Source organism: Curvibacter sp. APW13 (genome assembly GCF_032337135.1).
Classification (GTDB): domain Bacteria; phylum Pseudomonadota; class Gammaproteobacteria; order Burkholderiales; family Burkholderiaceae_C; genus Allorhodoferax.
Genome location: NZ_JAVXZZ010000001.1, coordinates 1,467,425 through 1,491,538 on the forward strand (window position 1 = coordinate 1,467,425; position 24,114 = coordinate 1,491,538).

22 protein-coding genes, 2 pseudogenes and 1 riboswitch are annotated in these 24,114 nt (G+C 54.2%); of the genes and pseudogenes, 14 read left to right on the forward strand and 10 right to left on the reverse strand.

Features of this window, described 5'->3' with window-relative positions:
- Positions 1–36 precede the first annotated feature (36 nt).
- Both RQP54_RS06760 and RQP54_RS06765 read left to right on the forward strand, forming a co-directional pair.
- Complete coding sequence (locus RQP54_RS06760; protein WP_315677409.1) at positions 37–777, forward strand: enoyl-CoA hydratase/isomerase family protein; 741 nt, start codon at positions 37–39, stop codon at positions 775–777.
- Positions 778–789: 12 nt separating this feature from the next.
- The gene (locus RQP54_RS06765; protein WP_315677410.1) at positions 790–2,007 is read left to right on the forward strand and encodes a phenylacetate--CoA ligase family protein; all 1,218 of its coding nucleotides are present in this window, start codon (positions 790–792) and stop codon (positions 2,005–2,007) included.
- 189 nt (positions 2,008–2,196) lie between these two features.
- Here the strand turns inward: RQP54_RS06765 and RQP54_RS06770 are convergent, their stop codons facing one another.
- The gene (locus RQP54_RS06770) at positions 2,197–2,415 is read right to left on the reverse strand and encodes a hypothetical protein (RefSeq protein WP_315677411.1); all 219 of its coding nucleotides are present in this window, start codon (positions 2,413–2,415) and stop codon (positions 2,197–2,199) included.
- Between the two features lie 316 nt (positions 2,416–2,731).
- Positions 2,732–2,940: riboswitch (cobalamin riboswitch) on the forward strand.
- A gap of 222 nt (positions 2,941–3,162) precedes the next feature.
- Between RQP54_RS06770 and RQP54_RS06775 the strand changes: the two genes are divergently transcribed.
- Positions 3,163–3,900, forward strand: coding sequence for an acyl-CoA thioesterase (locus RQP54_RS06775; protein ID WP_315677412.1), 738 nt, complete (start codon positions 3,163–3,165; stop codon positions 3,898–3,900).
- Positions 3,881–4,354, forward strand: coding sequence for a GNAT family N-acetyltransferase (locus RQP54_RS06780; protein ID WP_315677413.1), 474 nt, complete (start codon positions 3,881–3,883; stop codon positions 4,352–4,354). Before RQP54_RS06775 ends, RQP54_RS06780 begins: the two co-directional genes overlap by 20 nt.
- Here RQP54_RS06780 and RQP54_RS06785 read toward each other — a convergent pair.
- A complete protein-coding gene (locus RQP54_RS06785) occupies positions 4,351–5,253 on the reverse strand; it encodes a LysR family transcriptional regulator (protein WP_315677414.1) in 903 nt (300 codons plus the stop codon). The genes RQP54_RS06780 and RQP54_RS06785 overlap by 4 nt on opposite strands.
- 97 nt (positions 5,254–5,350) lie before the next feature.
- On the opposite strand from RQP54_RS06785, the pseudogene RQP54_RS06790 reads away from it, so the two are divergent.
- The 5 genes and pseudogenes from RQP54_RS06790 to RQP54_RS06810 form a co-directional block, all read left to right on the forward strand.
- A pseudogene (locus RQP54_RS06790) lies at positions 5,351–5,599 on the forward strand (NADPH-dependent FMN reductase); the annotation flags it as partial.
- Between the two features lie 17 nt (positions 5,600–5,616).
- Positions 5,617–6,549, forward strand: a complete 933-nt coding sequence (locus tag RQP54_RS06795) for a hypothetical protein (protein WP_315677415.1) — start codon at positions 5,617–5,619, stop codon at positions 6,547–6,549.
- 156 nt (positions 6,550–6,705) lie between these two features.
- Entirely contained in the window at positions 6,706–9,414 is a 2,709-nt protein-coding gene (locus RQP54_RS06800) for a UvrD-helicase domain-containing protein (protein ID WP_315677768.1), read from the forward strand.
- Positions 9,415–9,680: 266 nt separating this feature from the next.
- The gene (locus tag RQP54_RS06805) at positions 9,681–10,541 is read left to right on the forward strand and encodes a hypothetical protein (protein WP_315677416.1); all 861 of its coding nucleotides are present in this window, start codon (positions 9,681–9,683) and stop codon (positions 10,539–10,541) included.
- 10 nt (positions 10,542–10,551) lie between these two features.
- Entirely contained in the window at positions 10,552–11,262 is a 711-nt protein-coding gene (locus tag RQP54_RS06810; protein WP_315677417.1) for a hypothetical protein, read from the forward strand.
- A 218-nt stretch (positions 11,263–11,480) separates the two neighbouring features.
- Here RQP54_RS06810 and RQP54_RS06815 read toward each other — a convergent pair whose 3' ends face one another.
- Genes RQP54_RS06815 through RQP54_RS06825 form a run of 3 tightly spaced genes read right to left on the reverse strand, consistent with a single transcriptional unit; the run spans position 11,481 to position 13,990 of the window.
- Positions 11,481–11,909, reverse strand: a complete 429-nt coding sequence (locus tag RQP54_RS06815; protein WP_315677418.1) for a UvrD-helicase domain-containing protein — start codon at positions 11,907–11,909, stop codon at positions 11,481–11,483.
- Positions 11,902–13,560 (reverse strand): ATP-dependent nuclease, encoded by a 1,659-nt coding sequence (locus RQP54_RS06820; RefSeq protein WP_315677419.1) that lies wholly within the window; start codon positions 13,558–13,560, stop codon positions 11,902–11,904. Before RQP54_RS06820 ends, RQP54_RS06815 begins: the two co-directional genes overlap by 8 nt.
- Entirely contained in the window at positions 13,502–13,990 is a 489-nt protein-coding gene (locus RQP54_RS06825; RefSeq protein ID WP_315677420.1) for a hypothetical protein, read from the reverse strand. The genes RQP54_RS06820 and RQP54_RS06825 overlap by 59 nt, the downstream gene beginning before the upstream one ends.
- A 187-nt stretch (positions 13,991–14,177) precedes the next feature.
- Between RQP54_RS06825 and RQP54_RS06830 the strand changes: the two genes are divergently transcribed.
- From RQP54_RS06830 to RQP54_RS06845, 4 genes are all read left to right on the forward strand, one after another.
- Positions 14,178–14,822, forward strand: a complete 645-nt coding sequence (locus RQP54_RS06830; protein ID WP_315677421.1) for an HAD family hydrolase — start codon at positions 14,178–14,180, stop codon at positions 14,820–14,822.
- Positions 14,819–15,193, forward strand: a complete 375-nt coding sequence (locus tag RQP54_RS06835; protein ID WP_315677423.1) for an MbcA/ParS/Xre antitoxin family protein — start codon at positions 14,819–14,821, stop codon at positions 15,191–15,193. The genes RQP54_RS06830 and RQP54_RS06835 overlap by 4 nt, the downstream gene beginning before the upstream one ends.
- A gap of 64 nt (positions 15,194–15,257) precedes the next feature.
- Positions 15,258–15,977 carry a hypothetical protein gene (locus RQP54_RS06840; protein ID WP_315677424.1) on the forward strand — a complete coding sequence of 240 codons (720 nt, stop codon included), beginning with the start codon at positions 15,258–15,260 and terminating at the stop codon, positions 15,975–15,977.
- 21 nt (positions 15,978–15,998) lie between these two features.
- On the forward strand, positions 15,999–16,259 hold the full coding sequence (locus RQP54_RS06845; RefSeq protein ID WP_315677425.1) for a hypothetical protein: 261 nt from the start codon (positions 15,999–16,001) through the stop codon (positions 16,257–16,259).
- A gap of 844 nt (positions 16,260–17,103) precedes the next feature.
- Here the strand turns inward: RQP54_RS06845 and RQP54_RS06850 are convergent.
- From RQP54_RS06850 to RQP54_RS06870, 5 genes are all read right to left on the reverse strand, one after another.
- Positions 17,104–18,663 (reverse strand): hypothetical protein, encoded by a 1,560-nt coding sequence (locus RQP54_RS06850; RefSeq protein ID WP_315677426.1) that lies wholly within the window; start codon positions 18,661–18,663, stop codon positions 17,104–17,106.
- A 101-nt stretch (positions 18,664–18,764) separates the two neighbouring features.
- Positions 18,765–19,829, reverse strand: coding sequence for a TniQ family protein (locus RQP54_RS06855; protein ID WP_315677769.1), 1,065 nt, complete (start codon positions 19,827–19,829; stop codon positions 18,765–18,767).
- Positions 19,830–19,840: 11 nt separating this feature from the next.
- Entirely contained in the window at positions 19,841–20,758 is a 918-nt protein-coding gene (locus RQP54_RS06860; protein ID WP_315677427.1) for a TniB family NTP-binding protein, read from the reverse strand.
- Positions 20,758–22,713, reverse strand: coding sequence for a Mu transposase C-terminal domain-containing protein (locus RQP54_RS06865; RefSeq protein WP_315677428.1), 1,956 nt, complete (start codon positions 22,711–22,713; stop codon positions 20,758–20,760). The genes RQP54_RS06860 and RQP54_RS06865 overlap by 1 nt, the downstream gene beginning before the upstream one ends.
- Positions 22,694–23,335 carry a TnsA endonuclease N-terminal domain-containing protein gene (locus RQP54_RS06870; RefSeq protein WP_315677429.1) on the reverse strand — a complete coding sequence of 214 codons (642 nt, stop codon included), beginning with the start codon at positions 23,333–23,335 and terminating at the stop codon, positions 22,694–22,696. Before RQP54_RS06870 ends, RQP54_RS06865 begins: the two co-directional genes overlap by 20 nt.
- An 83-nt stretch (positions 23,336–23,418) precedes the next feature.
- Here RQP54_RS06870 and RQP54_RS06875 point away from each other — a divergent pair.
- Positions 23,419–24,081, forward strand: a pseudogene (locus RQP54_RS06875) (ATP-binding protein); the annotation flags it as partial.
- Positions 24,082–24,114: the final 33 nt, after the last annotated feature.

Below are 24,114 nucleotides of genomic sequence, written 5' to 3' on the forward strand. Positions count from 1 at the left end.
GCACCGGTTGTAATTGCAGAAGTACGAAAAGGCAGCATGTGGATTCGCCTGAACCGGCCTGAAGCCATGAACTCACTCACCCCGGAGGTGCTTCTGGGAATAGACAAGGCCCTCAACGAAGCACAGGACCGGGCGGACGTCATCTCCGTCGTATTGACGGGCACCGGCCGCGCCTTCTGCGCTGGCGCAGACCTCAAATACGTCAAGGCCCAGGCCGGTGAAAGTGGTACGCATGGTTTTCTGGACAGCGTTTTGGCCACCATGAACCGCATTGACCGATTTCCCAAGCCGGTGATCGCCGCCCTCAACGGCATCACCTTGGCAGGTGGCCTGGAGCTGGTGCTCTGCTGCGACCTGGTGCTGGCGGCACGCAGCGCCAAGATTGGCGACGCGCATGCCAACTACGGGCTGCTGCCCGGTGGCGGCGGTTCGGTGCGGCTGCCTCGGGCCATTGGCCCCGCGCGCGCCAAGTACCTTCTTTTCACGGGTGAATTCGTTGCCGCCTCCGAATTGGTCGCAGCCGGACTCATCAACCAGGTGGTAGATGACGAACAACTGGAATGCGCCACACAAGCCGTGGCGGACAAGATCGCCACCAAGAGTCCCTTGGGTCTGCGCCGCATGAAAGCGCTGGTCGACGATGGATTACAACAACCCATGGACACCGCCCTGCGCTTAGAGTTGCTTGCCTGTGAAGTCCATGGGCACAGCGCCGACCTCCACGAAGGTCTCGCTGCCTTCAGCGAAAAGCGCGCCCCACGCTTCACGGGTCACTAAGGCAGCCACACCATGCACACCCCCACTGACCGGTTTGAAGCCCTGCGCACATCGCAACAATTTGCGTATGACCGCGCGCCCGCCATTCGCGCGGTCTATGCTAATGCGCAGATGACACCGCAAGATCTGCAAAGCTCCGCCGACCTAGCGCGGCTGGCCGTCACCAGCAAGGATGCACTGCTGGAAAAGCAACGCCTGTCGCCACCGTTCGGCGGCTTTTTGGCCGCCGACGACACCGCCATCCGCCGCATCTTTGTCTCGCCCGGCCCCGTCTACGAGCCGCAACTTTTCGACGACAGCACCGGCCACGGCTTCTCCCACTTGTTCCAGCATGCGGGCATCGGCCCGGGTGACCGCGTACTCAATACCTGGTCTTACCACCTGGTGCCCGCAGGTCTTCTGCTGGACGAAGGGATTGCCGCCACCGGGGCCACGCTCATCCCCTGCGGCCCTGGCGGCGCCGAGCAACAAGCGCAACTCATCATGGAGGTGGGCATCACTTGCATTTGCGCCTCCACTGCCTTCTTCATCACCTTGGTCGAGACGCTGGAGCGCATGGGCTACGACCTACCCTCGCAATGGAAGGTCCGATCCGCCATGCTGGGCGGTGAACTGGGCGACTGGATAGGCAAGCGCCGGGCGCTGGAACAAAAATACGCCATCCGCACGTTTTCCGCCTATGCCACCGGCGACTTCGGGCTGATTGCCTACGAAGAACCTGGACAGACCGGCTACACCGTTCAATCTGACCGGATGGTCCAGATCTGCGACCCGCACACCGGCGTCCCCCTTCCCTTAGGTGAGCCCGGTCAAATCGTGGTCACCACTCTGGACCGCGGCTGGCCCCTGGTGCGCTTTGGCACTGGCGATGTAGCGCAAGCCCTGAGTCATGCGCCCGACGGCTTGGTCGAACGCATCAGCTTGTTGCAAGGCCGAGTGGGCCAAGGCGTTAAAGTGCGTGAAATTTTTATCTATCCGCGCAACGTGGAGGAGCTAATCATCCGAATGCCTGCTATCGAACGTGCCCAGGTCATCGCTCGAAAAAATCCGCATCGGGAAACCGCAACCTTGCGTGCGGTACTGGCTCCGGGATCTTCAAAGGAAGACACACAAAATGAATTGATGGAAGTATTCAGGCAACTAACTCGTCTTAAGCTCGACTCCATCGAGTGGTCAACTCATGAGGATATGCCTATTGATGCCCCTTTGCTGGTTGACAGCAAGCATTGAATCATGGAGAGCAGCGAGCCTTTGATAGCAGAAGTTGATCGAGCGCTGCTTTGTGCCCTTCAACCATGCCACGAGGAAGGCTCACTGCGTGAGCCAGGTCAAGGAGTCACTACCTAAGTTGGTTCGATTCACACTAGCGCTCTACCACCAAGGACTGTTACTGGCGGCGGATGGCGGTCACGCGGCAGCCTAGGAGGATCGCGAGATATTTGTTTTGCGGCCTGAGCCGCCCAGCGGGCCGGATGGAAGGTTGCGTCGGGCTTCGAACTCCTTCCCTGGGCGCTTGTTGGCGGCGATCCACCCACGTGTGTCGCGCCCAAGGCGAGCAGCGTCCTTTTCCGCACGACCTGCGTCGCTGGGAGCGTTCTTCTGCGCGAGCGGGTCGGCACGCTTGTACGGCATTGACATGCAAGGCTCCTAAAGGCCGCAGAGAATTGGCGTTGTCATATTGTCGAGGCTAAAACGAGGCATCGTGTGGCGGATAGAGATCCCTGCACGAAGTAGGTTCTAGATGTCCAACCGGCATTATGCGCCCAGCCAGTGCGGCCGAGAACCGTTCCCGGCCATCAGCAGGCGGTTGCCCCGCGCCCAAAAGTTCTGGCTGAGGCAAGACCGTGGAGGACAGCTTTGCGGTGACGAGTCTGAGCGTCTGGTCGGCTCGAATGGGCCAGTTGCGGTCACTTGAAAATGTCCACTCACAGCCGTGCGTTGGAAGCGTAGTGCTACACTGACCGCTCCTCGCGGTTTCTTGCTGAACGGCAAGAATGAAAAGGGAACGACAGAACGGTTGAGTTTCAACCCATGCTGTGGCTGCCCCCGCAACTGTGATCGGCAAGTTTCCTGTTCACCACGCCACTGGCTTCGCGCTGGGAAGGCTGACATGTAAACGATGACCCGAGAGCCAGGAGACCTGCCCTGAGGAAATGACCTATGTAAGGGCGGGGTGTCCCTGTGCGAGTGTCGTTTTTCTCATGGCAGATGGGTTTGCCCATGCTGCCGCTGTCCCTTGGGTTCTGGCCAGAGGGCGGTCTGCTGCATAAACGATGTCTGGCCGAGCTCCGCCTCCACTCTTTTGGAGGATGAATGTCTGACTTGGCTGAAGTAAATGCACCGGATACCCCTGCGCCACCGATTTTTGGCGCGGAACCTTCCCTCATGTCTGTGGTTGACATGGTTTGGCCAGACCAGTCCAACCACCATGGCACGCTATTCGGTGGCGCAGCTTTGGCCGCGCTGGATCGACTGGCTTTCATCATGGGTAGCAAGGTACTGCGCGGAACGGTGGTGACTGCCGCCGTGAGCCGTCTGGACTTTGCGGCGCCAGCGCCAGCAGGACATCTGATCGAGTGCACTGCCGAGGTCGTGAAGCGCGGACGACGATCGGTAACCCTTAAAGCCGCATTGATTGCTGAGGCGCTACTGACTGGGGAACGCACCCACTGTCTGTCAGGCGACTTTGTGATGGTCAGCCAACAGGCCTCTGGGCAGACCTCACCAGCCGCAGTCCGTGCGTCAGCGCAGGCCGGCGCGAGTGTGCTGATAGAAGATACACCGGACCGACCGGTAGTCCGGGTGGCAGAAATCGTTTTTCCGGGCCACGCGAACCACCGGGGAATCTTGCATGGTGGCCCCGCCATGGCCTGGTTGGCCAAGGCCGGGTTTGTCGCCGCTACCCGCCATATGCGCCGTACTGTGGTGATGGCTAGCAGCGAACGCATGGACTTTGTGGCACCTGCCCATGTTGGTGAAGTGGTGGAAGTATTGGCACGCGTTGCGCGCGTAGGCAACCGGTCCATCACGGTACAGGCAGATATGTGGTCGGAGTCTCCCCTCACCGGGGCACGCCGTTTGTGCACTTCTTCGAGTCTGGTCTATGTCTCCGTGGATCACTGAAATCGGCCCTTTGGATGCTGGGCATCGTCATGCCCTGCAACTGCATCTCATGACGCTGGACAAGGACGACCGCTATGCCCGATTTGGGCGTACCCTGTGCGATGACGCAGTGCTGGCGTGGATCCGGGATATGGACTGGAACCGGACCCAATGGTGGGGCGCTTGGTCAACTGCGGATGCTGGACTGCTGGGTGCTTTGCAGCTCACATCTACCTCGCATCCCGGGGTATGCGAACTGGCCTTTTCGGTGCATCCCAAGGCTCGACATTTTGGTGTGGCGACTGCGATACTGAAATACGTGGCAGAAACACGCACGGATGCAAACTTGAAAGCGCTAGTGTGTGAAAACGGTCACCCTGCTGTCGTGCGTATGGCTAAGACCTTGGGCTTGAACTCACGACAGAGAGAAGAAGCGCCTCGTTTGTGGCTAACTTTGCCAGCTCTCCGCATTTAATGGGGTCCCTGGAGCGCTACAGGCTGTCGAGCCAATTCAATAAAGGCTCTCACGTAGTCGATGCCCGTCTCCGCCTCGCGCGCTCCCAGGAAAATCTGTTTGGCAATGCCGCGCGCACCCAGCCGTACAGGCACCACTTCCATCTTGACCGCGTATTCCTCGATCAGCCAGCGCGGCAGAGCGGCAACACCGCGGCCGCTGGCTACCATCTGCAGCATGATGTCGGTGGTCTCAATCGCTTTGTGGCGCTTGGGCGTGACACCGGCCGGCAGCAGGAACTGGTTGTAAATATCCAGGCGCTCAATGTCCACGGGGTAGCTGATGAGCACTTCCTGGGTCAGCTGCTGCGGCTTCACATAGGCCGCAGAGGCCAGGGCGTGGCCCTTGGCCACGACGAGTACCTGTTCGTAGTCAAACACAGGTTCGAACTTCAGCCCCGGCTTGTACAGCGGGTCGGGGGTGACCAGCAGGTCAATCTCGTAGCCAAAGAGCGCGCCGATTCCACCGAACTGGAACTTCTGCTTCACGTCCACATCTACATCGGGCCACGCCGCCAGATAGGGGGAAACCACTTTGAGCAGCCACTGGTAGCAAGGATGGCATTCCATGCCGATGCGCAGTGCACCGCGCTCACCCTGCGCGAATTGACCCAAGCGCTCTTCAGCCAGGTCCAGCTGCGGCAAAACTCGGTTTGCCACCGCCAGTAAGTACTGGCCAGCTTGTGTCAAACGCAGGCTTCGGCCTTCGCGAAGCCAGACGTCGGTGCCCAGTTGCTGCTCCAGTTTCTTCATGCTGTGGCTCAAGGCCGATTGGGTCAGATTGAGCACTCCAGCAGCGGCGGTCAAGGACCCTTGTTTCTCAACCTGCTGAACGATGCTCAGGTGGATGCGCTCCAGCATTCGAATGATCCCAATTCATGGATTTATTAGAAAAAACCATTTTACTTCATGAATTCACACCGATAGCATTCGCCCCATCGTTGACAGGAAAGCACGAATGACACATCCAATCCGTTTAGTAGCCGTTTCCGGCGGGCTGCAAGGCCCCTCCAAGGCTGCAGCACTGGCAGAGCACCTGCTGGATCTGATCGCCAATGAAGTCCCGTGCGAGCAACGCCTGATTGAACTTGGTCAGCTCGCGCCTCAGTTTGCTGGCGCAGCCTTGCGCTCTCAGCTACCGAACACGGTGGAGCGGGAGTTGGCGGCGGTCGAACAAGCGGACTTTCTGGTGGTAAGCACACCGGTGACATCCGTCGGGCAATTGTGCTGAAGCAGTACAAGCGCCCCGCAGGACTCATCGCCTTCTTATCCAACATCTATGGTGAGCAGCGGTTTGAAGATTTGGTAGAGGTGCAATTTCGGGGTGGCGTTTGTTGTTGCATAGTCCAAGCAAATCAACGGTATATCCGTGAAGACCATTTCAGTTCCGGTGAGTACTTTTTAATCAATCTTTACCGGAAAGTCCTGAATAAGACTCCTTTGGTGGTTATTGATGAAATAGACATTGCCTTGGATGCGAATGCCCAAGCGCAATTGTCAAAACAGTTGCGCACTTTATGCGAGCAACACCAAGTCACAGTGATGTTCACCAGCCACTCCCTGGCACTAATGCAGACGCTCGAACCCACTGAGTTGCACTATCTGGAGCGTACCGAGACTGGAACGTTCTTGACACCAATGTCGTTCAATGCTGTCAAGAGTTTGCTGTTTGGTTTCAAGGGATGGGACAAGTACATCTTGACCGAGGATAGAGTCCTTACTCAATTTCTTGAGTACGCGATACGTCGCTACTGTTCCCCAGCATTTTTTTCGTATCAGATCATTCACGCGAGTGGTAGCGGACAAGCCGTGGGTCTGATGAGGAGGAATGTTGAATATCAGTTCCTTGGGCCTGAAGCTGACGTAATCTGCCTTTTGGACGGCGATCAGAATCGCCCCAATCTACCCCCTCGCGTGTACTGCATTCCATTTCACGATGTAGAGACCGCCTTGTGGAATGAGTACCGTGAACCGGCTTTCCCTCACACATTTGGGGGAGGCGAGATTCTGGATCCCAAGCCTCTGTTCAGAGAGTATTGCCGTTCAAAGAAGCTGTCGCCTGATGAGATTTTCGCGTTGCTTTGTGACCGTCACCACGCTGCGATGACGCAGTTCTCTCAAATCCTGAAGGCGTTCTTATGCAGGCCAAATGCCTAGGACTTGGAGGACATATTTGGAACTAATACTCAGCCATATTCCAACGACGTGGCACATCACGGCTCGTGCTATTTGGCAGTATCACGGCAACTAGATTGCATCAAAAGCGACTGTTGGTAGATGAATCTAACGAGAGCAATTAAACAAGTAATTTCGATGAGATATGGCGCGTCTTTTTTGGGAAGACTTTGCACTTCGACTGAGGCTTGGTCTCTCACTTTGCGTGATCGGCAGTTTGTACTGCAGGTTGCAGAGAGGCTTCATTCGGGAAGCACCATGCTCCTTGAAAACCTCGACGTCACACCCGGTCTTCTTTGGTCTACCGTACACATCGTAGGTGCCAATGGCCAGGTCATGACCTTGGACGGGATTTCCAACGGCGCAGCCCGCCACATGCTCAAAGCCATCCAGGTATCGGTCGTTCATCATCGCCACGTCGACCAGTTGCTCGGGGAGTTTGCGAACGTTATTGAATTGGTGAAAGCATGGGCGTCTGACGTCCATCGTTCGTGTACGGAGCAATTTCAGAAGCCTGGCTGGCTGAGCCAAGAGTTCAAAGGTCTGATTGCAGCAAGAAGACCCACTGGCCTGGACAAGCTTCTAGCCGTACCCGAGGTAGCCCAGCACCTGTCGGGTCAGGATGAAGAAACGCAAGCGGCCGTGACACTCTGGCGCAACCCCGTCCCCGAGACTTTGGACTCCCTCAATCGACGCCATCTAGCTAATGAGCTGCAGGAATCTCGCCCGTTCTTCGACACCGTCGAAAAGTCTCCACTGACACGTGAGCAAGCCGAAGCCGTCATTACCTTTGACAACCGCGTACTCCTGATTGCATCCGCTGGCTCGGGCAAGACAAGCACCATGGTCGCTAAGGCGGGCTACGCCCTCCAGAAAGGCTACTTCGCACCAGAACGCATGCTTCTGTTGGCGTTTAACAACGATGCGGCGGCTGAGCTGCGCGAGCGCATCCGCTCCAGGCTGACGCCGCTTGGATTGCCGGCAGACCAAATCGTTGCAAAGACATTCCATGCCTTTGGACTGGAGGTAATTGGAGCCGCTACTGGCAAGAAGCCGACCTTGGCGCCGTGGGTTGAGAGTGGTCGTGACCAGGACACTCTCCTGAAAATGGTCGATGAGCTAAAAGACAGCGATACGTCATTCCGTACCGCATGGGACATGTTTCGGCTGGTGTTCGGACAAGACCTTCCGAAGTTTGGCAAAGAGGAAGAAAGCCCGGAAGCCTGGGACCGTGCATCTGGACGCAATGGCTTCTGGACTCTCAAAGGCGATGTGGTCAAAAGCCGTGGCGAACTTGTCTTGGCCAATTGGTTCTTCTACATGGGGGTGGACTATGTCTACGAGGGCCCGTATAAGGTCGATCTAGCCGATGCGACCCATCGTCAGTATCACCCCGACTTCTATCTGCCGGGCATAGACGCCTATCTAGAACACTGGGCACTCGACGCCCATGGCGAGCCTCCCGCTGCATTCACGGGATACAAGGAGGGCATGGCATGGAAGAAGCAAATCCACGCCCAGCATCAGACGGTGCTTCTGGAAACCACCATGGCACAGCTCTGGTCAGGCCAAGCCTTTGTGTATCTCGCCCAAGAGTTGACTCGGCGTGGAATCACCCTTGATCCCAATCCGGACCGGAAAGGAGCCGGTCGGCAGCCTATTGAGAGCCCCCGCCTGGTCAGAACTATCCGCCAATTCCTTACTCATGCAAAAAGCAACCGGCTCTCCATGGTGGAGTTGCGCAACCGTCTGGACACTGGCGCCGCTGGCCAGTTTCGGTTCCGGCATGCGATGTTCCTGGATATCTTCGAGAAGCTTTGGAGCCATTGGGAGTATCGGTTGCAGGGAGACGGCGCCATCGACTTCGACGACATGCTTAACTTGGCAACTGACTGCATCGAACGGGGTCAATGGGCAAGTCCCTACGAGCTTGTCATGGTTGACGAATTCCAGGACGCGAGCCAAGCGCGCGCGCGCCTGATCAGCGGTCTCATCCAGCAGCCAGGTCGGTATCTCTTTGCGGTGGGTGACGATTGGCAGAGCATCAACCGTTTTGCGGGTGCAGACCTATCCGTCATGACGGACTTTGAGTCAAAGTTCGGCAAGGCAGTGACACTGAAGCTGGAGACGACTTTTCGCTGTCCACAGGCGTTGTGTGACATCAGCAGCAAGTTCGTTCAGAAAAACCCCAGGCAACTCCGTAAAAGTGTTCGCTCCCCCAAGAACGATGTCGCACAACCCGTTCGGATTGTCAGTGTGCGAGAAGAGCTGCATATTCGCTCTGCTGTGGAGTCGCGGATCGCGCAGATTGCTGCGGAGCACCCCGGCGGGGATTACAAAATCAAGATTTACATCCTGGGGAGATATCGCCATGACAGCGAACACCAACCCCGGCAATACGATCCAAGCCGCGTTGAGGTGGAGTTCATCACAGTCCATTCATCCAAGGGACTAGAAGCCGACCACATCATCCTTCCGCGGATTACTTCTGAGACCTTGGGTTTCCCGAGCAGAATTATTGACGACCCGGTCCTCCAGCTGGCGATGCCTGGAGGTGATGGCTATGAGTACGCCGAGGAGCGGCGTCTGTTCTACGTGGCGCTTACCCGTGCGCGGAGTAGCGTCACGCTGATTACAGTTGCGCGCAAGGAGTCCAGTTTTGTGAAAGAACTACTTCACGACCACCAACTCACAATATTGAACGCGGATGGCTCGGAGAATAGCGATGAACTCTGCCCCACATGCGGGGCAGGTTTCCTGACCATGCGCAAAGGGCCGTACGGTTCATTCTGGGGATGCAGCACCTATCCCAAATGCAAGCACATCAAGCGCTTACCGAGAACCTAAGCCTAAAACGCACCCTAAGTCCCAGCGTAGCCACCGAGGGATCCAATTTCGCACAAAGTCAGCTCTTCGCGTTGCATACCTGCCATGCCTCTTGCCGTTGGCCCAAAAATGTCGGAGAATAATTTAATTGGCTTCTTTGACATGAGCCAGCTACCCGCCAAAGCAAAGCTGCTGGTCAGCAATGTCGCAAATATCCTCATTCCATGTGAGTGTTCAGGTTCTAGGTTCGGTAGGCGGGTAACGAATGTCGGAACTTGGAGACCTACATGCGTTCATCACCAATTCGCCCAACCACTTTGTTGGGTATCAAAAGCTACGCAAGTGATTTAAAAAAATCACTTGGCCTCGGTCACATTGCCGCTCTACAACAAGCCGCTGAAGCTGCCGGGTATCAAAACCTATCGCATGCAAAAGCGGCTCTTGCTTCCCCCGCAACGGTACTCGCACCACGGCACATCACCATCATCACTTGCCATTGGAAAGACCGTAAGACCAAGAACACGGGTACTGAGGGGTTGGCCGTTGACTTGGCAACTCCACTATGGGACATAGCGACTGTAGAGCAGATGAAGAAGGACCCATTGCTAAGCGACTTCTTTGTGTATGACAAGAAGCAACTCGTCGCTGACGCAATTCGAAGCTCGCAGGACAGCGCGCGCCAAACCATCAACCAAGTTGCCCGCGTCCTTCAATTCATGGATGCAACAGGACTGCGTCCATCGAGGAGCCACAGACGTATTTACCCCGGCAACACCTCACAGAACAGAATTCCAGGGGCTGACCACACACGAGCATGGTTCGACCCTGCGACAAGGGCTTTTCTAATGACAGATGAGCCATATGACTTTGCTATCGAACGGCGAGTAAATGAACGCGCCCAATGGGCAGACCGACACAAATATCAGGTGCTGAAAGCCAAGTGGCAAGGAATGTATGCACCAGATGTTGGGTCACGCCTGTATTTGGTAGGAAACGTGACTCAAAGCATCGCTTTGGGCAAGATGCTCGCGGCCATAGACAAGCTCCCGGACGCATTCTGTGGTGACAACTGGCTAGGTGTGTCATTGGCGACTGCAGGATTAGTAATACCAGACAATCAATTAAATGCTCCCGTGAGAGCAAGTTAGGAGGAAGAGAGTGGAATATGAACCAACAAACGAGGGGACTTCAGGGAAGGAAGTTCCAGCCCAACCCCAAGACATGTTCTATTCGGACATCATCGGGGTGAAGAATTTGAAAAGCGGCGAGGGCATCGAGGCCTTTTTCAAACGGTTCTATGAAAGCGATCTCCGGCGGGACTTCGGCGTTTATAGGCTGTCGCTTGATGTACTGCGCAATGACATTCAAAACTACATCATTGAACACGGAATCTCCTCGCTGTTCTACCAATCTATAACCTGCGACGAAATTACGCACTCAGGGCTTCACACCGATCAAATTGAAGCGATCGTCCTCGGCGTCATGCGGAAATTGGACGGGGTGAGGCACCTGTTGATCGTCGACCCATTTTTTTACGACGAGAGTCCAGCTTGCTTAACTCTTCTGGAGAAGATCGTGGCCGCAATGGCTAGTCGACTGGAAAAGGTGACCCTCATCACCAATGGAAAAAGAACGAACAGGCGTGCCGCGATGCACAACGTATTCCAAAAACTCGTTCCAGCGATACAGATCAAGGACAGCGTCTCGGATGAGTTTCACGACCGCTACTGGATCAACCTTGATAGCTCGAAAGGCGTTATTGTGGGCACATCTCTCAATGGCATAGGGAAGAAAATCTCAATGATCGACCACGCAAAACACGCCGACTCAAAGGAGATTGACCACCCGCACCCTCTACAGGTTGCATGACGCGGCGGAAGTTCACGTTGCTCAGCAGGAAACTGAACGCTGTCTCGCCAGTAGTATTGCAACGGTTTTCTAGGTAGTCGCGCAAGAATTCGAGCTGTTTGCCAATCGCGACAGCAGGCTGAGACAGATCAGTAATTGAACTCATTAATTTATGAACGTTTTCCTGAAAGTTGATGCTATTGAAAACATTGGCCTTGAATGCGTCCAGGAACTTCTGCCTATGCACATGAACACTGAAAACCGGGACACCAATAGGCCTTGGTTTTGCAAGGTGTTAGGTAGTACAGCGGATTGATGGTTCCATCTGCCAATTTCTCCGCTCTGCCTTTCATGTAATAGGTTGTCCTTGAAATCAAGTGAGGATTGTTCTCAGTGAACGAGATGGTCGTGATCCGATCAGGAAATATCTCGCCTTGATAAGGACGAACCAAGTCTTCAAGGTAAAACGAGAACAGTCCCTTGACAACGAAATGTTCGCTGCTAGCACCATTAAGCTTGGCAAAGCGTGCGCGAAGTTCTGCTTGGTTATTGGTGGTGTAGGTCACCACAAGAACTCGTCCGCCGGCCTTGATGACCTCAATGGCATCAGTGATGATCTTATTGGTTTTCCCCGATCCTGCACCTGCGAGCCAGAGTTCGTTAGGCAAAATCTAGTACCTCGTCCAGAAACACTGGATACTTGAAGTCCAGCTCGCCATCAAAAAGCCTGATGGCTGAATCGACTTTGCGGGAACCTTTGCCGTTGCCCTTTTCGCTCTTAAACCATTGAATCAAATATTCCCGCCTGTCTTCCAGGGTAATGTTGGTTTCGTACAGGTTATAGGTCTTAGTCGATAAGACCTCTTTTGCAAACGCATTAAGTGTTTTGAGGTCAATCGCATTGGCACAAATCAGTGCCGGCTCCAGCGAAAACTCGTTGTTGTTAGCAGACGAAAACAGTTCAACGTTGGGGAAGGCAGCATATTCCAAGCGCTCTTGTTCAACATTACCGTGATAGTCACCGTCATTGTCTCTAAGCACATGAATCTTGGTGCCGATTTCCTTGCCCACCTCGATGAACGTCTTAAAGCCCACACCGCGCACCACAACGATATCGATGCCGTCATGCTCGGGCAAGCGCCCATGTTTTCGTTGGTATATCTTCTTGAGAACCAGTTCATCCGAAGATCCTTCGACCAAAACGGCCCTGCTAGATAGTGCCACCCTCAGGGTGTCGTAGCCTGGCAGACGCTTGAGCGTCTTCACAACATCTGGATCTAGCTTGTGCAACCTCTTGTAGCCTGTTTGCAGCAGGCAAATCTTGTCAATGCTTAGCTTATTCAATACGTATGAACTATGGGTTGTAAGGAATAGTTGCTTGTCGCCGCGTTTACTGTCGACGTAGTGCACAAGTTTGTTTAGATTGGTGTGCGACAGATGATTTTCTGGCTCTTCCATCATCACCAGATCGATATCGTGGGACTTGTTCTGGATTGCCAACTTGATTTGTATATTGCTTTGTTCGCCTTTGCCGATGAAGTGAAAAGGAACATCGTCAACCTCCAGTTGTAGGCCGGTCTGGATCGAACCCGCTGGCAATGTGCTTGCTGCGATGGTGAGCTTGCGGTCGGTGATAAGGTGACCGGCATCAAGGTTGGCGTTGACTGTCATGACCTCTCCAGCGTTATTAAACACCTGTAGGTTCTCCCGATAGTTGGCGGTCAGTTTGACCAACTCCTCCTTCGCGAGAGCAGTATTGAGGATGCCTGATATGTACTGATTCTTCCCCATCGTTGGGTGGAGGCGTGTGGGATCGATGTACAACGCCTTGAATCTCTTAGCAATGGGCTTAATCTGGTTCCATGCAAAATCAAGCCATTCCAATTTGTAAAACTCGATTGGAATGCTTGTGAAGTTTGGTTTTGTAAGCAGGTAGTTTTCGTATACCAACTCAAGTGACTTATCGAAGCAGGCTTGCACTACCACGCCCTCGGTATCCGCCTTGCGCCTGTTATTCGCGCCTCGATATTCAGGCACGCCCTCAATGTAGGCCTCGATGATCAGATCGGGTAAGTGCTTCGAAGACCTATCTGAGACAAGAAATTGACGGACTGCATCTCTATTGAATAGATCAGGCGAGAATTCACTACTGAATGGCCTACCGCGATGGTTGTAGTTGAGTGCAATTTCCAGCGCCTCTAGGATCGTACTTTTCCCTGCAGCGTTATCGCCCACAAATATATTGACGTCTTCATTAAACTCAAAATACTCGTCGCGGAACTTCTTGAAGTTGACCAGTTTGATTGACTTTACGTGCATCTCTGTGCTCCCTGAATATCGTCTGATTTTGACGTATTGCAGTGGCCGCGGGCGTTGGCAGCTGAATGATCTTCGTAAGACAGACTTGTCCCATCGCAATGTATTCAAATTGGGATGCTAAAAGCAGTCGTTCAGCAACGACTGCACCTGGCCCGGAGCGGCGTTCTAAATGAATCAGAGGCCTACCCCCGGCCCAGTCTGTGTTGGCAACACCAGAAAGCTGATTGGGAATGGTCAATGAGTTCCGGAACAGATGGTCAGTCTGACCGGAATACGCAGCCTTGAATGCTCGTGGAAATATCAGGCGATATCTGAAAGCAGGATTGCCGGGATGTGTTGCCGAGAAAACAGCTGCAACCCGAATCTCGGCTTTAGCAATCCCGGCTGTTGCTCCAGGCGCACAAAGCAGACGCTGCAACTGTCCGATCATGGGCGATTTTCGCTAATTGGATTAGGGCGCCCGCAGACCCAATATCCATGCGGGTTTCAGAAGAGTTTTCGTGGTGCATAGCTATTAGTCCACCACCACGAAAAATGGCACGCGGTCTTGAAGTCCTCGTCGTTTTCAGCCAACCTTGCCGTTCCGATCACTCCTCCACTTGGACGCCAAACTTTTCATGAATACCATTGCAATCGACGCAGACGGCGTACTGCTGGACTACAACACCGCCTATTCGAAGGCCTGGTTCAATGTCTTCGGCGAACGCCTCGTCCTGAACAACCCAGCTGCCTATTGGCCCATAGAGCGTTGGAATGCACGGCGGCTTGTGAACAACGAGCTGGAGCAATTCCGCAGCGCCTTTGATCTGGAGTTCTGGAGCACCATTCCGGCCGTTCCGGGTGCGCTGGAAGCTTGCCAACGTCTTGCAGACCAGGGTTACAACTTGGTCTGTGTGACAGCGCTACCCGAAAGGTTCGCTGATGCCAGGGCCCAGAACCTGCGCGATTTAGGTTTCCCGATCTCGCGGATCATCACGACCGGCAGTGAAATCATCGGGGGGAGCCCCAAGGCACAGGCTATTGCGGACCTTGGCCCGGTTGCCTTTGTGGATGACTATGCCCCTTACCTGGTGGGTGTGGACCCACCCGTGCACCTGGCGCTGATCCTGCGTGACCCGGTGGGTAGTCCCAATGTGGGGAAACTCTTGGATATCCCCGATTCCAGCCATGCAGATCTCCTGGCCTTTGCAAAGTGGTGGCTTTCTCGGGAAGAACCGTGGACTGGGCTGAACGGGAAATCACCGCGCAGCACGAGCCTATGAACGCCAGATCCAACAAACGAAGAATCTGCAGAAGGTTCCATGGTCGATTCCACGGCGAGGTTCGTTGGCGATCTGCAGAAGAAGATGCGTGGCTAAATGCGGTTGCCATAGGTCGGGAGTTCGGCAGTGCGGACTACCACCGGTTTGAGCAACTCGACGGCTATGCCTTTGACGTCTTCGGGGACATGGCATTGGCTCAGCAATGGATGTCCCGGCCCCATCCTGCTCTGGATGGAATGACGCCCAATGATTGCGCCCGCAATGACCGGGATCTTCAGAGGGCATTGGACCTGTTGGCAGAACTCAAGCGCAATGCTGTCGTGACATCAGCCAGCAAGCCAATACCGACCGATGGAAATCACGCATGGTGATTCACCGTGCCCAACAAAGACCATCCCGGATCACCCCTGTAAATAGATACCGTAAGGAAAAACCATGCCCCAACGTCGCGCAACTAGACCTCCCTTCAACCGCCGCACACGCCAGGCGCAGAAACGTGCGTACTGGCAACTTCTGGGAAAGATCCGGCGCGTTGCGCCTGTGCTTGGGGGACGCTTCTATACACGTCACTACATGCACGGTGAGAACGGGTGGGCCGATGTCTTCTTCCTTGGCAACAGGAAGCCCATCTACTACAACTTGTGCATTCAGACTGCCTCTTATGCCTACAAGGAATTGGTATCAAGTCGCGCATGGGAGCTGTCGTACGAGTTGGCTCCACTTGACTTGGATCTGTCGATTTCTGAGCGCACAGCCAAAGATCCGGTATCTGGCCTGTACGTCACGTCCCCTCGTGAACCCTACCGCTATCCAGAATTGAATGACATGACCCGATACGAATGGGCACAAGCCGAGAATCAGCGGATTGCCGATAGCCTGGAGATCCAGGTATTCGAGCACTGGACCTTGCGCCGTGAATATCACAGCGGTATTGGGCTGCATGCAACGATCGACGTCCCATTCGTGACGATTGAAGCGGTCAATGCATTCATTGAACGTTTTCTGGCGTCCGAGGCCAATTTCACAGGAAAGACACCTCGTTCATTCCGTTTTGATGAGATCCCATACTGGGGACTGGAGTCCAACGCTATTTGTGATCCCGGGGATTGGGCCAATGAAGCGAAGTCGGAACAGGAAAGTGAATCCAGCAACTGATCCCTCAATCCAAGAATCACCATGACCGTCCTTGAATTGATCAATCTCCTGAAGACGATGCCACCCCAAGCCGAGGTGGTCATTCCTGTTTATCAAGACCGGGCGGATGAGTTCTGTGTGCGTTCCCTGGAAGCATCCCAGGTACAGGTGGTGCAGATGCGTCAGGCTCCAGAAATCAAAGGCATCTTGAAGCCTGCGCGAACCCCTTGCCTGTACCTGTTGGAGCCAGTGGGTGGATTGTCCGGGGTGGTCATTGGGTATGACCGCGACGAGAGCAACTGACGCAACGCCAAATCAAAGCACTTCGAGCGGATGCAGCACAACACTTGCCCACAGGGAGAACTATCTCCCGTGATGACCTTTTTTTTGACGATGTACCTCGGGCACCCTATGTTGCGAATTACCAATGTAAGGTTAGGCGCAGCAACAAATTTGATCAACTCGGAGGTAAACGCGTGGCGTGCTTCTACGAGCTGAAGCGTATTGCACGCAGCAGTGTGGCGCTCTACTTTGCACCGTTACGCCGGGTGGGAAGCATCTTCAGGCGTATGCGAGGCCGCAAGGAGTGAGCAAATTGTCCTGGCGCGGGGAAAAATGGTAATCCGCGATGGAATGCAACGCATGAGCAACGACATCACCAAGGCTTCTTGTCAATTTCTGACTTCAAAGCGAATGCGATTGCAGACGTTTCTCAACGAGTGACATGACGCGGGTCAGTGCGCGATAGCTTGTTCGAAAGGTCGGATTTACCTCAATCTATGCGAGAAGCAAATCCGTGCCTCAGGAAACCATAAGCGTGCCGTTCTGGAAATCACTTCTTACTAAATCTGCGTCAGACTTGACGCTACGGGCAACCATTAGCTAACTTTTTGACAAAAAGTGGAGAATTCGCTCAGTTTGATAGTGGAAGCATAAGCGTTCCGCCCTCAAATGGAAGCATAAGTGGGCCTAAGCGGCGCAGTTATGCTTCCAGTGACACGCGTCAACATTGCCGGCCCACTCATGTAGATTCTGGCGGTGCACGTCACAGAAAACGATATGTCGCCGACGCAATCCGTGCACGTGCCACTTGGAGGCTAGGCACGCCGCTGTCTGCAGCTGCTCGAAGCCTCCTCAACTGACCCAACTACCAACCCAGCTGCCGTATTAATTTGGCGACGGAGTAGGGGTTGCTGGCAACGGCCTCTGGCGCTATAGCGATGCCGACCTCACCTTGCTGCCCATTCACCAAAATGCCAAATGCCTGCGAGAGCGCTTCATACTTGTCCAAATCCGTCTGAGGCAGGTACAAAAGCAATGCGGCATCTCCGGCTAGTCCATTGTCCTGAGTGCGGATGAGGCAATACGCGGTGCGCGATCGACCACGATCCCTTTGCACACCAATGCAGCTGAACGCCCGCCCCAACTCTCCGGTGTTCGACAAAATTCTCGCCAACGGAAACAGCTCAGCGTCATAGGCGGAAGTAGCCAGTGACTTAAGACCCACGCCGAAACCTTCTTGGCGAAGAATGTCTGCTGCAAGATGGAGGACATCCAAGCCTTCGGGCTCTATCACCCCGTCATCACGCTCCTCATCTTCACTCGCAAGCTCGACTTGCGGAAGACCCACCTTGGTCACGTCGGAACCATCGGCTAGCACATGGGGCACTTCTTCCTGCAAAGCCCTTACACCCATAGCACTCTTGCTCCTGGGCTTCACCCTCTTGATGACCTTCTCATGAAGATCAGGAAAAGCTGCCTCTGTAGCCTCGGGTAAATACACCATCGCCACAGCATCTTTTGATTGCAACCGATCCTCCCTGACTTCCGGACGGAAGTCTTGCGCGCTTTTGGAGTACTTAGTCCACGGCATCCGTCTAGAAACCGCTGTCACCACCCGCGGCAGCACCGAGTAGTTGAGTTGGCGAAACGGAAATGGATGGGTACAACTCAAGATGCGTTCAACAAATAGAACTGATTGCGACCCTTGATTGAACCAATGGCCTTGGACCGTCAGATCCGTGCTGCCTATAAATGGAAAATTTGTTTTGGGGTAATACGCCAGTCTGTTTGCGCGAGCCGCCGTCCCCGAGTTGCTAATCCAGCGCGCCGCACTCCCTGCAGACGGGTCCAAGGCAATGCGTGCCACCGTAGCTGCTGCAGCGGCAGGCAATCCAGAAGCCAAATCCAGCCAGTGAGTGTCGCTACGCTGGTCGTGTCTGATCGACCTGTAGAGGTTCCGCGCAGCGATCGGCCCGGAGAGCAAGCGACTGGCCAAGGCACCAGACGCACCAAAATAGAACCGCAGTACTTCCCAGCAAGGAATGATCATCCAGTGGTCTTCCGACAGGCGCTCTCGAACCGTGAATGCGCCTGTGTGACCCGAATGTGCAGAGTACGTCCGAAAGTCGAGCGGGAATTCGCTGCTACCTTCTTCTAGTGGTCGGCCGATGGGACATACATTTTCAACATTTCCAGAAATCTTCAAGTCCTTCAGCCGAACGACTGGGGCAGAAGAGACCGCCACGAGATTTGGACCAAGCCACACATCACCCAGTCGCATGGCCCGCACAAATGCCGCAGGCACAAGTATGCGAATGGTGCGTGCATTTGGGTCTTCTGCAGGACGAAGAACTACCTCTATCTGCGGCTTTTGCTGGCCAGCGCGTCCTATGCTGCTGACACGCCCAAACCAGATGATCTCCATTGGCCGTCGAAACCCCGCCAACGGTCGGAGCACAGGAACGCCGCTATTCAGCAGACGACTCAAAATTGTTCTTGGCGGCTCCGGCGCGCTTAACCTAGTACTCAACACACTGCCTTCCCTCGCATATTCTTTGAACGCATTAGATGGAATTTGTACTCCGCGGCGTACCAGTCAGGAGGATCAATCCTAAAGCCCTGGACCATTGAGTAGCAACCTACTCCAGAGGCATGCAATGCCCCTCGAAACCGATGGGGCCAATCCATCATCAGCCATACCGCCATGCCAAAGAGACGGTGCCGCTCTTCGACCCCCCGCAGTTCATAGATTAAGCCTCGCTGGCTTAGAACTCTGTAGCCATCCAGCCAAATCTGCTCAGCAACAGCATCGTACAACTGGCCATATGGACCGTCCGACGACATGATGGCGATGAACTGCCGAAGTACCCCAAAGAGGCTGGCAGATTGAGGAAACACCTGATTCTGGATAGCCGCCCAGCCAAAGTCTTTCATGAACAGGAGCGTCCGAACTACCAGTGCGTGTTCCAACTGAGGCCAGTCAAACCGCTCGGCAGGTGCCTGATACAGCGCTGCCCCACATTTGAAGCAGGCGCACATTGAAGCACCGTCGATTCGCTCCCTGTGCCCCAACTCAGCCCTGAAATACATGAAAGGAGCGCCACACAGATGGCATCGATCGCGCAACAGCACGCGATGATGTTCGCACTCTGTATAAAACCCGAGCCTCCAGGCTCGCCGGACATACTGACCGCTCTCGGAGTAAAAACATAGAGGGCAATACTGAACACCAAACCTTCGACGCTTTCGGTGCCATATCCCTAGCGGCAACAGCCACGTCTCAAAGCCATTTTTGTTTGGGATATGGCCATTCAAGGCGCTTGCAATTCCTTCTAACCCAGCACCCTCAATTCTCGAAGCTGGCACTCCGGTCAGCTTCTCTAGCTCATACTGAAGCCAAATCGGCAACTGCCTATCGATATCGCGATTCCAAACGGCTGCTTGATTGCCCGCTAGCGTCACGCACAATGAATGCACTTTCAAGCGATTGGCCCATGCTAGGCGAAGCAGCCATGAACTAAATAACTCGTCGTACCGAAGCTGCGGATGACAAGGCAAACCATAACGTGACAATCCATAGGGACGCCACATCACGCACCCCTTTATTTTGTTCTTGCAACCAAGTCTTTGTCGGCCATGGGCGCCCAACTGCAACTTTTCACAAGTTCAATCGTAATGCATTCTTCACCCGTTTGAATGGCCAAGACCCCAAGCTCCGACAACAGATCTGCGACATGTCCGACCAATCCTTCAGTCAATCTGTAGATTTCTTGTGCGAGATCTGGATCCATCAGATTTGATGCTTTGAGCAACGGCATCCTCAACTCAAATCCTGCTAGGAGACTTAGAAAGTCTTCATCATTTGAACGAAATCTCTCCAAGTAAATTGCTCGCAGTCTACTCAGCATCTGATCATCTTTGTTGATTGCGTTATAAGCCTCACTTGTACCGGCAACCACAACAGGACGGCCTATTGCGTTCATTACATACTTGATGGTGGTTAGACCTATTCGTTGCTCTTCAGTATTACCGCGCAGGACGTTGTGAAATTCGTCGATTAATAGCACTTGGACGTCCACAGCCTTCAACAAGTCAATACAGTCGGAACGCAACCTGGCCATACTCGCAGACACGGGTGGCTTGTGATTCAAGGCATGGCAAACAGCTGAATAGATTCCCTCACGCCCGGTTTCTGGGTACTGCACCATAAGTACAGGAACAATTGCGGAATCGCCGTCTACGTTGTCGTCTGCGCGATGGTTTTTGACAAACTGATGCAGTATTGAACTCTTTCCAGATAGCGATGGCCCGATGAAGAGTCTCCCTTGTGCACGATTTGCATCTTCGCGCCGATAGAGTCCCTCCAGTTCATTCAAGATTCGTTCTGCACGTGTATAGGGGATGAACTGCTCACGCATCAGATGTTTGATGCGCTCTTCATTGCTTTGGGTCGCGATAGGCCGGATCGTTTTTGATAAATGACTGAGGTCATGAGCTGTTGGATCTTCTTCCTTTTTCATCATTCATCTCCTCTCAGTTCAAGTCGCCTGCGCATTTCTTCCCGAATCTCTTCATTGGTGCGACGAGAAACAAGTGTGGAAGTTGGCGCAGACGGCTTTTTGGGCACCACTGGTTTGGTAATCGCTTCTGCAGCGTCGCGCTTGGCCCGCTCCGCATCTCGTCTGGCTTGTTTAGTCAGCTTTTTCGACTCCAGCTTGAACGCCTCACGGCGCTCCATGCTTTCCCAGCGTTGCTGCTTGAATTCGTCAGCTGGCCGCCCGAGTGCCCGCTTCTGTGCTTTGTGCTCCCACAAGGAAATCGAGGGCTTGCGCAAGTCTGCAAAGGTTGCCTCAATATAACTATCCTCCACTGGATCCTTCACCCATATCTTGGAGATATCTCGCGGGTCATATCGCACCTCAAATTTCCGATCCTCCGTGGCCTTTCTTGGATCAACCAAATCTCCCAAGGTGGCCAATGCTCCGCTGTAGTACGTTTCGTCAAATATTGAAATGGTTGCTTTGTTGATGACGCGCCAGTCCACCGGCATCAGCGATATCTGTAACGCTAGAGCATCTGTCGGGATGTCCGGCAACCCAATGGGCGGAAATACATCACCTTCAAAAATGCCGGCGTTCCAACGTTGCAAAGGCGCTCGTCTCTCCATCCCCTCGCCTCGATGCTCCGACAAGTGATAGTCATTCACGAGAAAATCCGTGAAATACCACTCAAACTCTTTCAGAGTCATAATTGATCGACCTTCTGAGTCGTACTCTGCACGCTCAGTTGGATTTGAAAACTTGGTTCCAGGGATCGTTTTAATCTCTTCCATGAAAGACTTAAATGCACTCTCCACATGGCCACCGAATTGTGGGAATCCAATTGGACGATTTCTTATCGTGAAACGGTAATTTTCCCGTGCAGATTGCATCATGTATCCATTGAGCTCATTTGCGTTGTCCACCAAGATCAGGTCCGGGAAGCCCCAACACGGCCAGTCGCCCTTTATATCCATTCGTCTTAGGAGAGTGTCTTTGGGAAGAAACGCCCTGGAAAGGGCAAGCCCCGTTGACAACGTTGATGGACCGCCGAACGACAAGTAGAAACCCAGGATCATCCGGCTATAACAATCAATAACCAGTGTTAGCCATGCATCTCCTACAGGCATGCGATTGCTCTCATCCACAAAGCATATCTGACAAGGTGTGTGATCTACTTGGACCGTACCCAGCGGGAAGTCGTTGTTAGGAAGATGATCCACACTTGGCCTGAATGTGTCACGCGCCTCTTTCTTTCTACCTTGGGCCAGAAGTTGGTCTTTGTATGTGACTTTATTTCGGATTTTGTAGAGAAGACTCAGGCTGACTTCCTCCAAATTGCTTTTAGTCAGAGCTGAGTTGACCAAGTCCAGGCAGCTGGGGATATTTCTAGGCGTGTCGACAAAGTGTTTCGCACGCAGAACTTCCTCAACAATCTTCAGTCGCTCTTGCCCAATTCTCGAACCCACTCCTTTCTTGTCACGTCGAACTGCACGATAGAGACTATCCGCAGTTGTGTTCTGCTCAACCACTTTGATTTTTCGGTAGACAGTAGGCTCGCTGATTGAAAATTCCGCTGCTAGTTTCCGTATCGATGCCCGACGCAACCCTCGCGGCACTTTCAGTACAGCCACCAGCGCCTGGTACAACTTCATGTGCACTTGCAGGTCGGGCTCTAGATCAAACTTGGAGTCCATAGTGAACTCCGGTTTATGACGCTTGGGATTTGTCTGCTTTGCGTCCTCGTCAGTTTCAGCAGTTACGACGGGGGCATCCAATTCAAAGATGGGCAAGAAATCCCGTCTTCCGTCACTCAATCGCTGTGCGAGCACACGCTGAAAATCCTCCGCACTCTCAACTAGCCAAACTTCCTCCTTGTGCAGCACCTTCGATCCAGTGCGAAGTGAAATTAGTGCCTTATTCATCGATGTACTCACATACGCTTTTGAGAGAAATGAGCGTAGACAAATCGACCTTAACGTACCCCTCCGCAATAAGGTGGTAGCACGTTGGAAGTAAGTCCGCGCGTTGTGCATTTGTGCTCACGAGAGGATTCACCCAATCTTCAAGCGAAAGCTGTTTATGCGCTTTCAAGGTGTCCATCAACTCCTGATGCCTATGCATTGACACCGGCCGCTCACGGAAACGCATTAGAAAACGAGCATTTCGTAAATATGGAGTGCGGATTTCGGCTTCACGGTAGACCTTGAATGTCCAGCTCTTCCTTGCCGCGTATCGCTCCGCAGCTTCCCATTTCAACTTGTTCTCCGCCTCCGATTCTCGGCGAGGCAACCGGTTCTTAGGACGATCTGACATACTGTCGAAGTCCGGCTTGATTTCGCATAAAACCATAACTGGATCCGCCACTGGCTTCTCAGGCCTGTACTCAACAAGTACATCGGGTGTGTATTCCCTCACTCTTCCCTGCTCATCGAGCCATTCAATCGTGAGGGGGTGTGATTCCCATCGCACGACGTTCTTGTTAAAACGTAGCAAAACGAAGAAATCTTCTTCAAGGTGTGACTCAAATTCCTGTCCTTCAGGTGCACGTCCCGTCACTTTTACCGGGCTAGTTTTGATTCTTCGAGTAGGCATTATTGAAAAATAGCACACTATTCTCAAATAGCAAAACACCTGTCAGCGGCAATCCGCCACGGCCGGGCGAGATTTCGCTGGCCCACCATGGGGTGCTGTTTCTGGACGAGTTTCCCGAATTCAGCCGCATGGCATTGGAAGCCCTGCGCGAGCCGCTGGAGACCGGCACCATCACCATCGCGCGTGCGACGCAGCGGGCCGAGTTTCCGGCGCAGTTCCAGCTGATTGCCGCCATGAACCCCTGCCCCTGCGGCTACCTGGGCTCCAGCGTGCGGGCCTGCCGCTGCACCCCGGACCAGGTAAGCCGCTACCAGGCCAAACTCAGTGGCCCGCTGATGGACCGCATCGACCTGCATGTCGACGTGCAGGCCCTGCCCGCGGCCGATTTGCTGCAGACGCCACCGGGGGAAGGCAGTGCCGCAGTGCGTGCGCGTGCCCATGCCGCGTGGTCCCGGGCCCTGGCACGCCAGGGTTGCAGCAATCAGCGCCTGGCCGGTGCGGATCTGGACCAGTGCATGGGGCTGGAGGATTCGGCGGCCCGCTTCATCGCCTCGGCGGCGGCCCAGTTGGGGTGGTCGGCGCGCGGCACCCACCGTACCTTGCGCATTGCCCGCACCATTGCCGACCTGGCCGCCAGCGACGGCGTGCAGGTGGCGCATGTCGCAGAAGCCATGCAGTACCGACGCGTGATCGCACGTCAGGCTGCATGAGAACCCCGGCGAATTTTGGGAATCAAGGCGGCT

Coding starts and splice junctions, on each gene's coding strand:
- RQP54_RS06855 (WP_315677769.1), bottom strand. CDS start 19,829: ATGTGGCGTCCCTATGGATTGTCACGTTATGGTTTGCCTTGTCATCCG.
- RQP54_RS06820 (WP_315677419.1), bottom strand. CDS start 13,560: ATGCACGTAAAGTCAATCAAACTGGTCAACTTCAAGAAGTTCCGCGAC.
- RQP54_RS06840 (WP_315677424.1), top strand. CDS start 15,258: ATGCCCCAACGTCGCGCAACTAGACCTCCCTTCAACCGCCGCACACGC.
- RQP54_RS06835 (WP_315677423.1), top strand. CDS start 14,819: ATGAACGCCAGATCCAACAAACGAAGAATCTGCAGAAGGTTCCATGGT.
- RQP54_RS06765 (WP_315677410.1), top strand. CDS start 790: ATGCACACCCCCACTGACCGGTTTGAAGCCCTGCGCACATCGCAACAA.
- RQP54_RS06850 (WP_315677426.1), bottom strand. CDS start 18,663: ATGGAGATCATCTGGTTTGGGCGTGTCAGCAGCATAGGACGCGCTGGC.
- RQP54_RS06780 (WP_315677413.1), top strand. CDS start 3,881: ATGTCTCCGTGGATCACTGAAATCGGCCCTTTGGATGCTGGGCATCGT.
- RQP54_RS06860 (WP_315677427.1), bottom strand. CDS start 20,758: ATGAAAAAGGAAGAAGATCCAACAGCTCATGACCTCAGTCATTTATCA.
- RQP54_RS06760 (WP_315677409.1), top strand. CDS start 37: ATGTGGATTCGCCTGAACCGGCCTGAAGCCATGAACTCACTCACCCCG.
- RQP54_RS06770 (WP_315677411.1), bottom strand. CDS start 2,415: ATGTCAATGCCGTACAAGCGTGCCGACCCGCTCGCGCAGAAGAACGCT.
- RQP54_RS06785 (WP_315677414.1), bottom strand. CDS start 5,253: ATGCTGGAGCGCATCCACCTGAGCATCGTTCAGCAGGTTGAGAAACAA.
- RQP54_RS06825 (WP_315677420.1), bottom strand. CDS start 13,990: ATGATCGGACAGTTGCAGCGTCTGCTTTGTGCGCCTGGAGCAACAGCC.
- RQP54_RS06805 (WP_315677416.1), top strand. CDS start 9,681: ATGCGTTCATCACCAATTCGCCCAACCACTTTGTTGGGTATCAAAAGC.
- RQP54_RS06830 (WP_315677421.1), top strand. CDS start 14,178: ATGAATACCATTGCAATCGACGCAGACGGCGTACTGCTGGACTACAAC.
- RQP54_RS06800 (WP_315677768.1), top strand. CDS start 6,706: ATGAGATATGGCGCGTCTTTTTTGGGAAGACTTTGCACTTCGACTGAG.
- RQP54_RS06775 (WP_315677412.1), top strand. CDS start 3,163: ATGTCTGTGGTTGACATGGTTTGGCCAGACCAGTCCAACCACCATGGC.
- RQP54_RS06845 (WP_315677425.1), top strand. CDS start 15,999: ATGACCGTCCTTGAATTGATCAATCTCCTGAAGACGATGCCACCCCAA.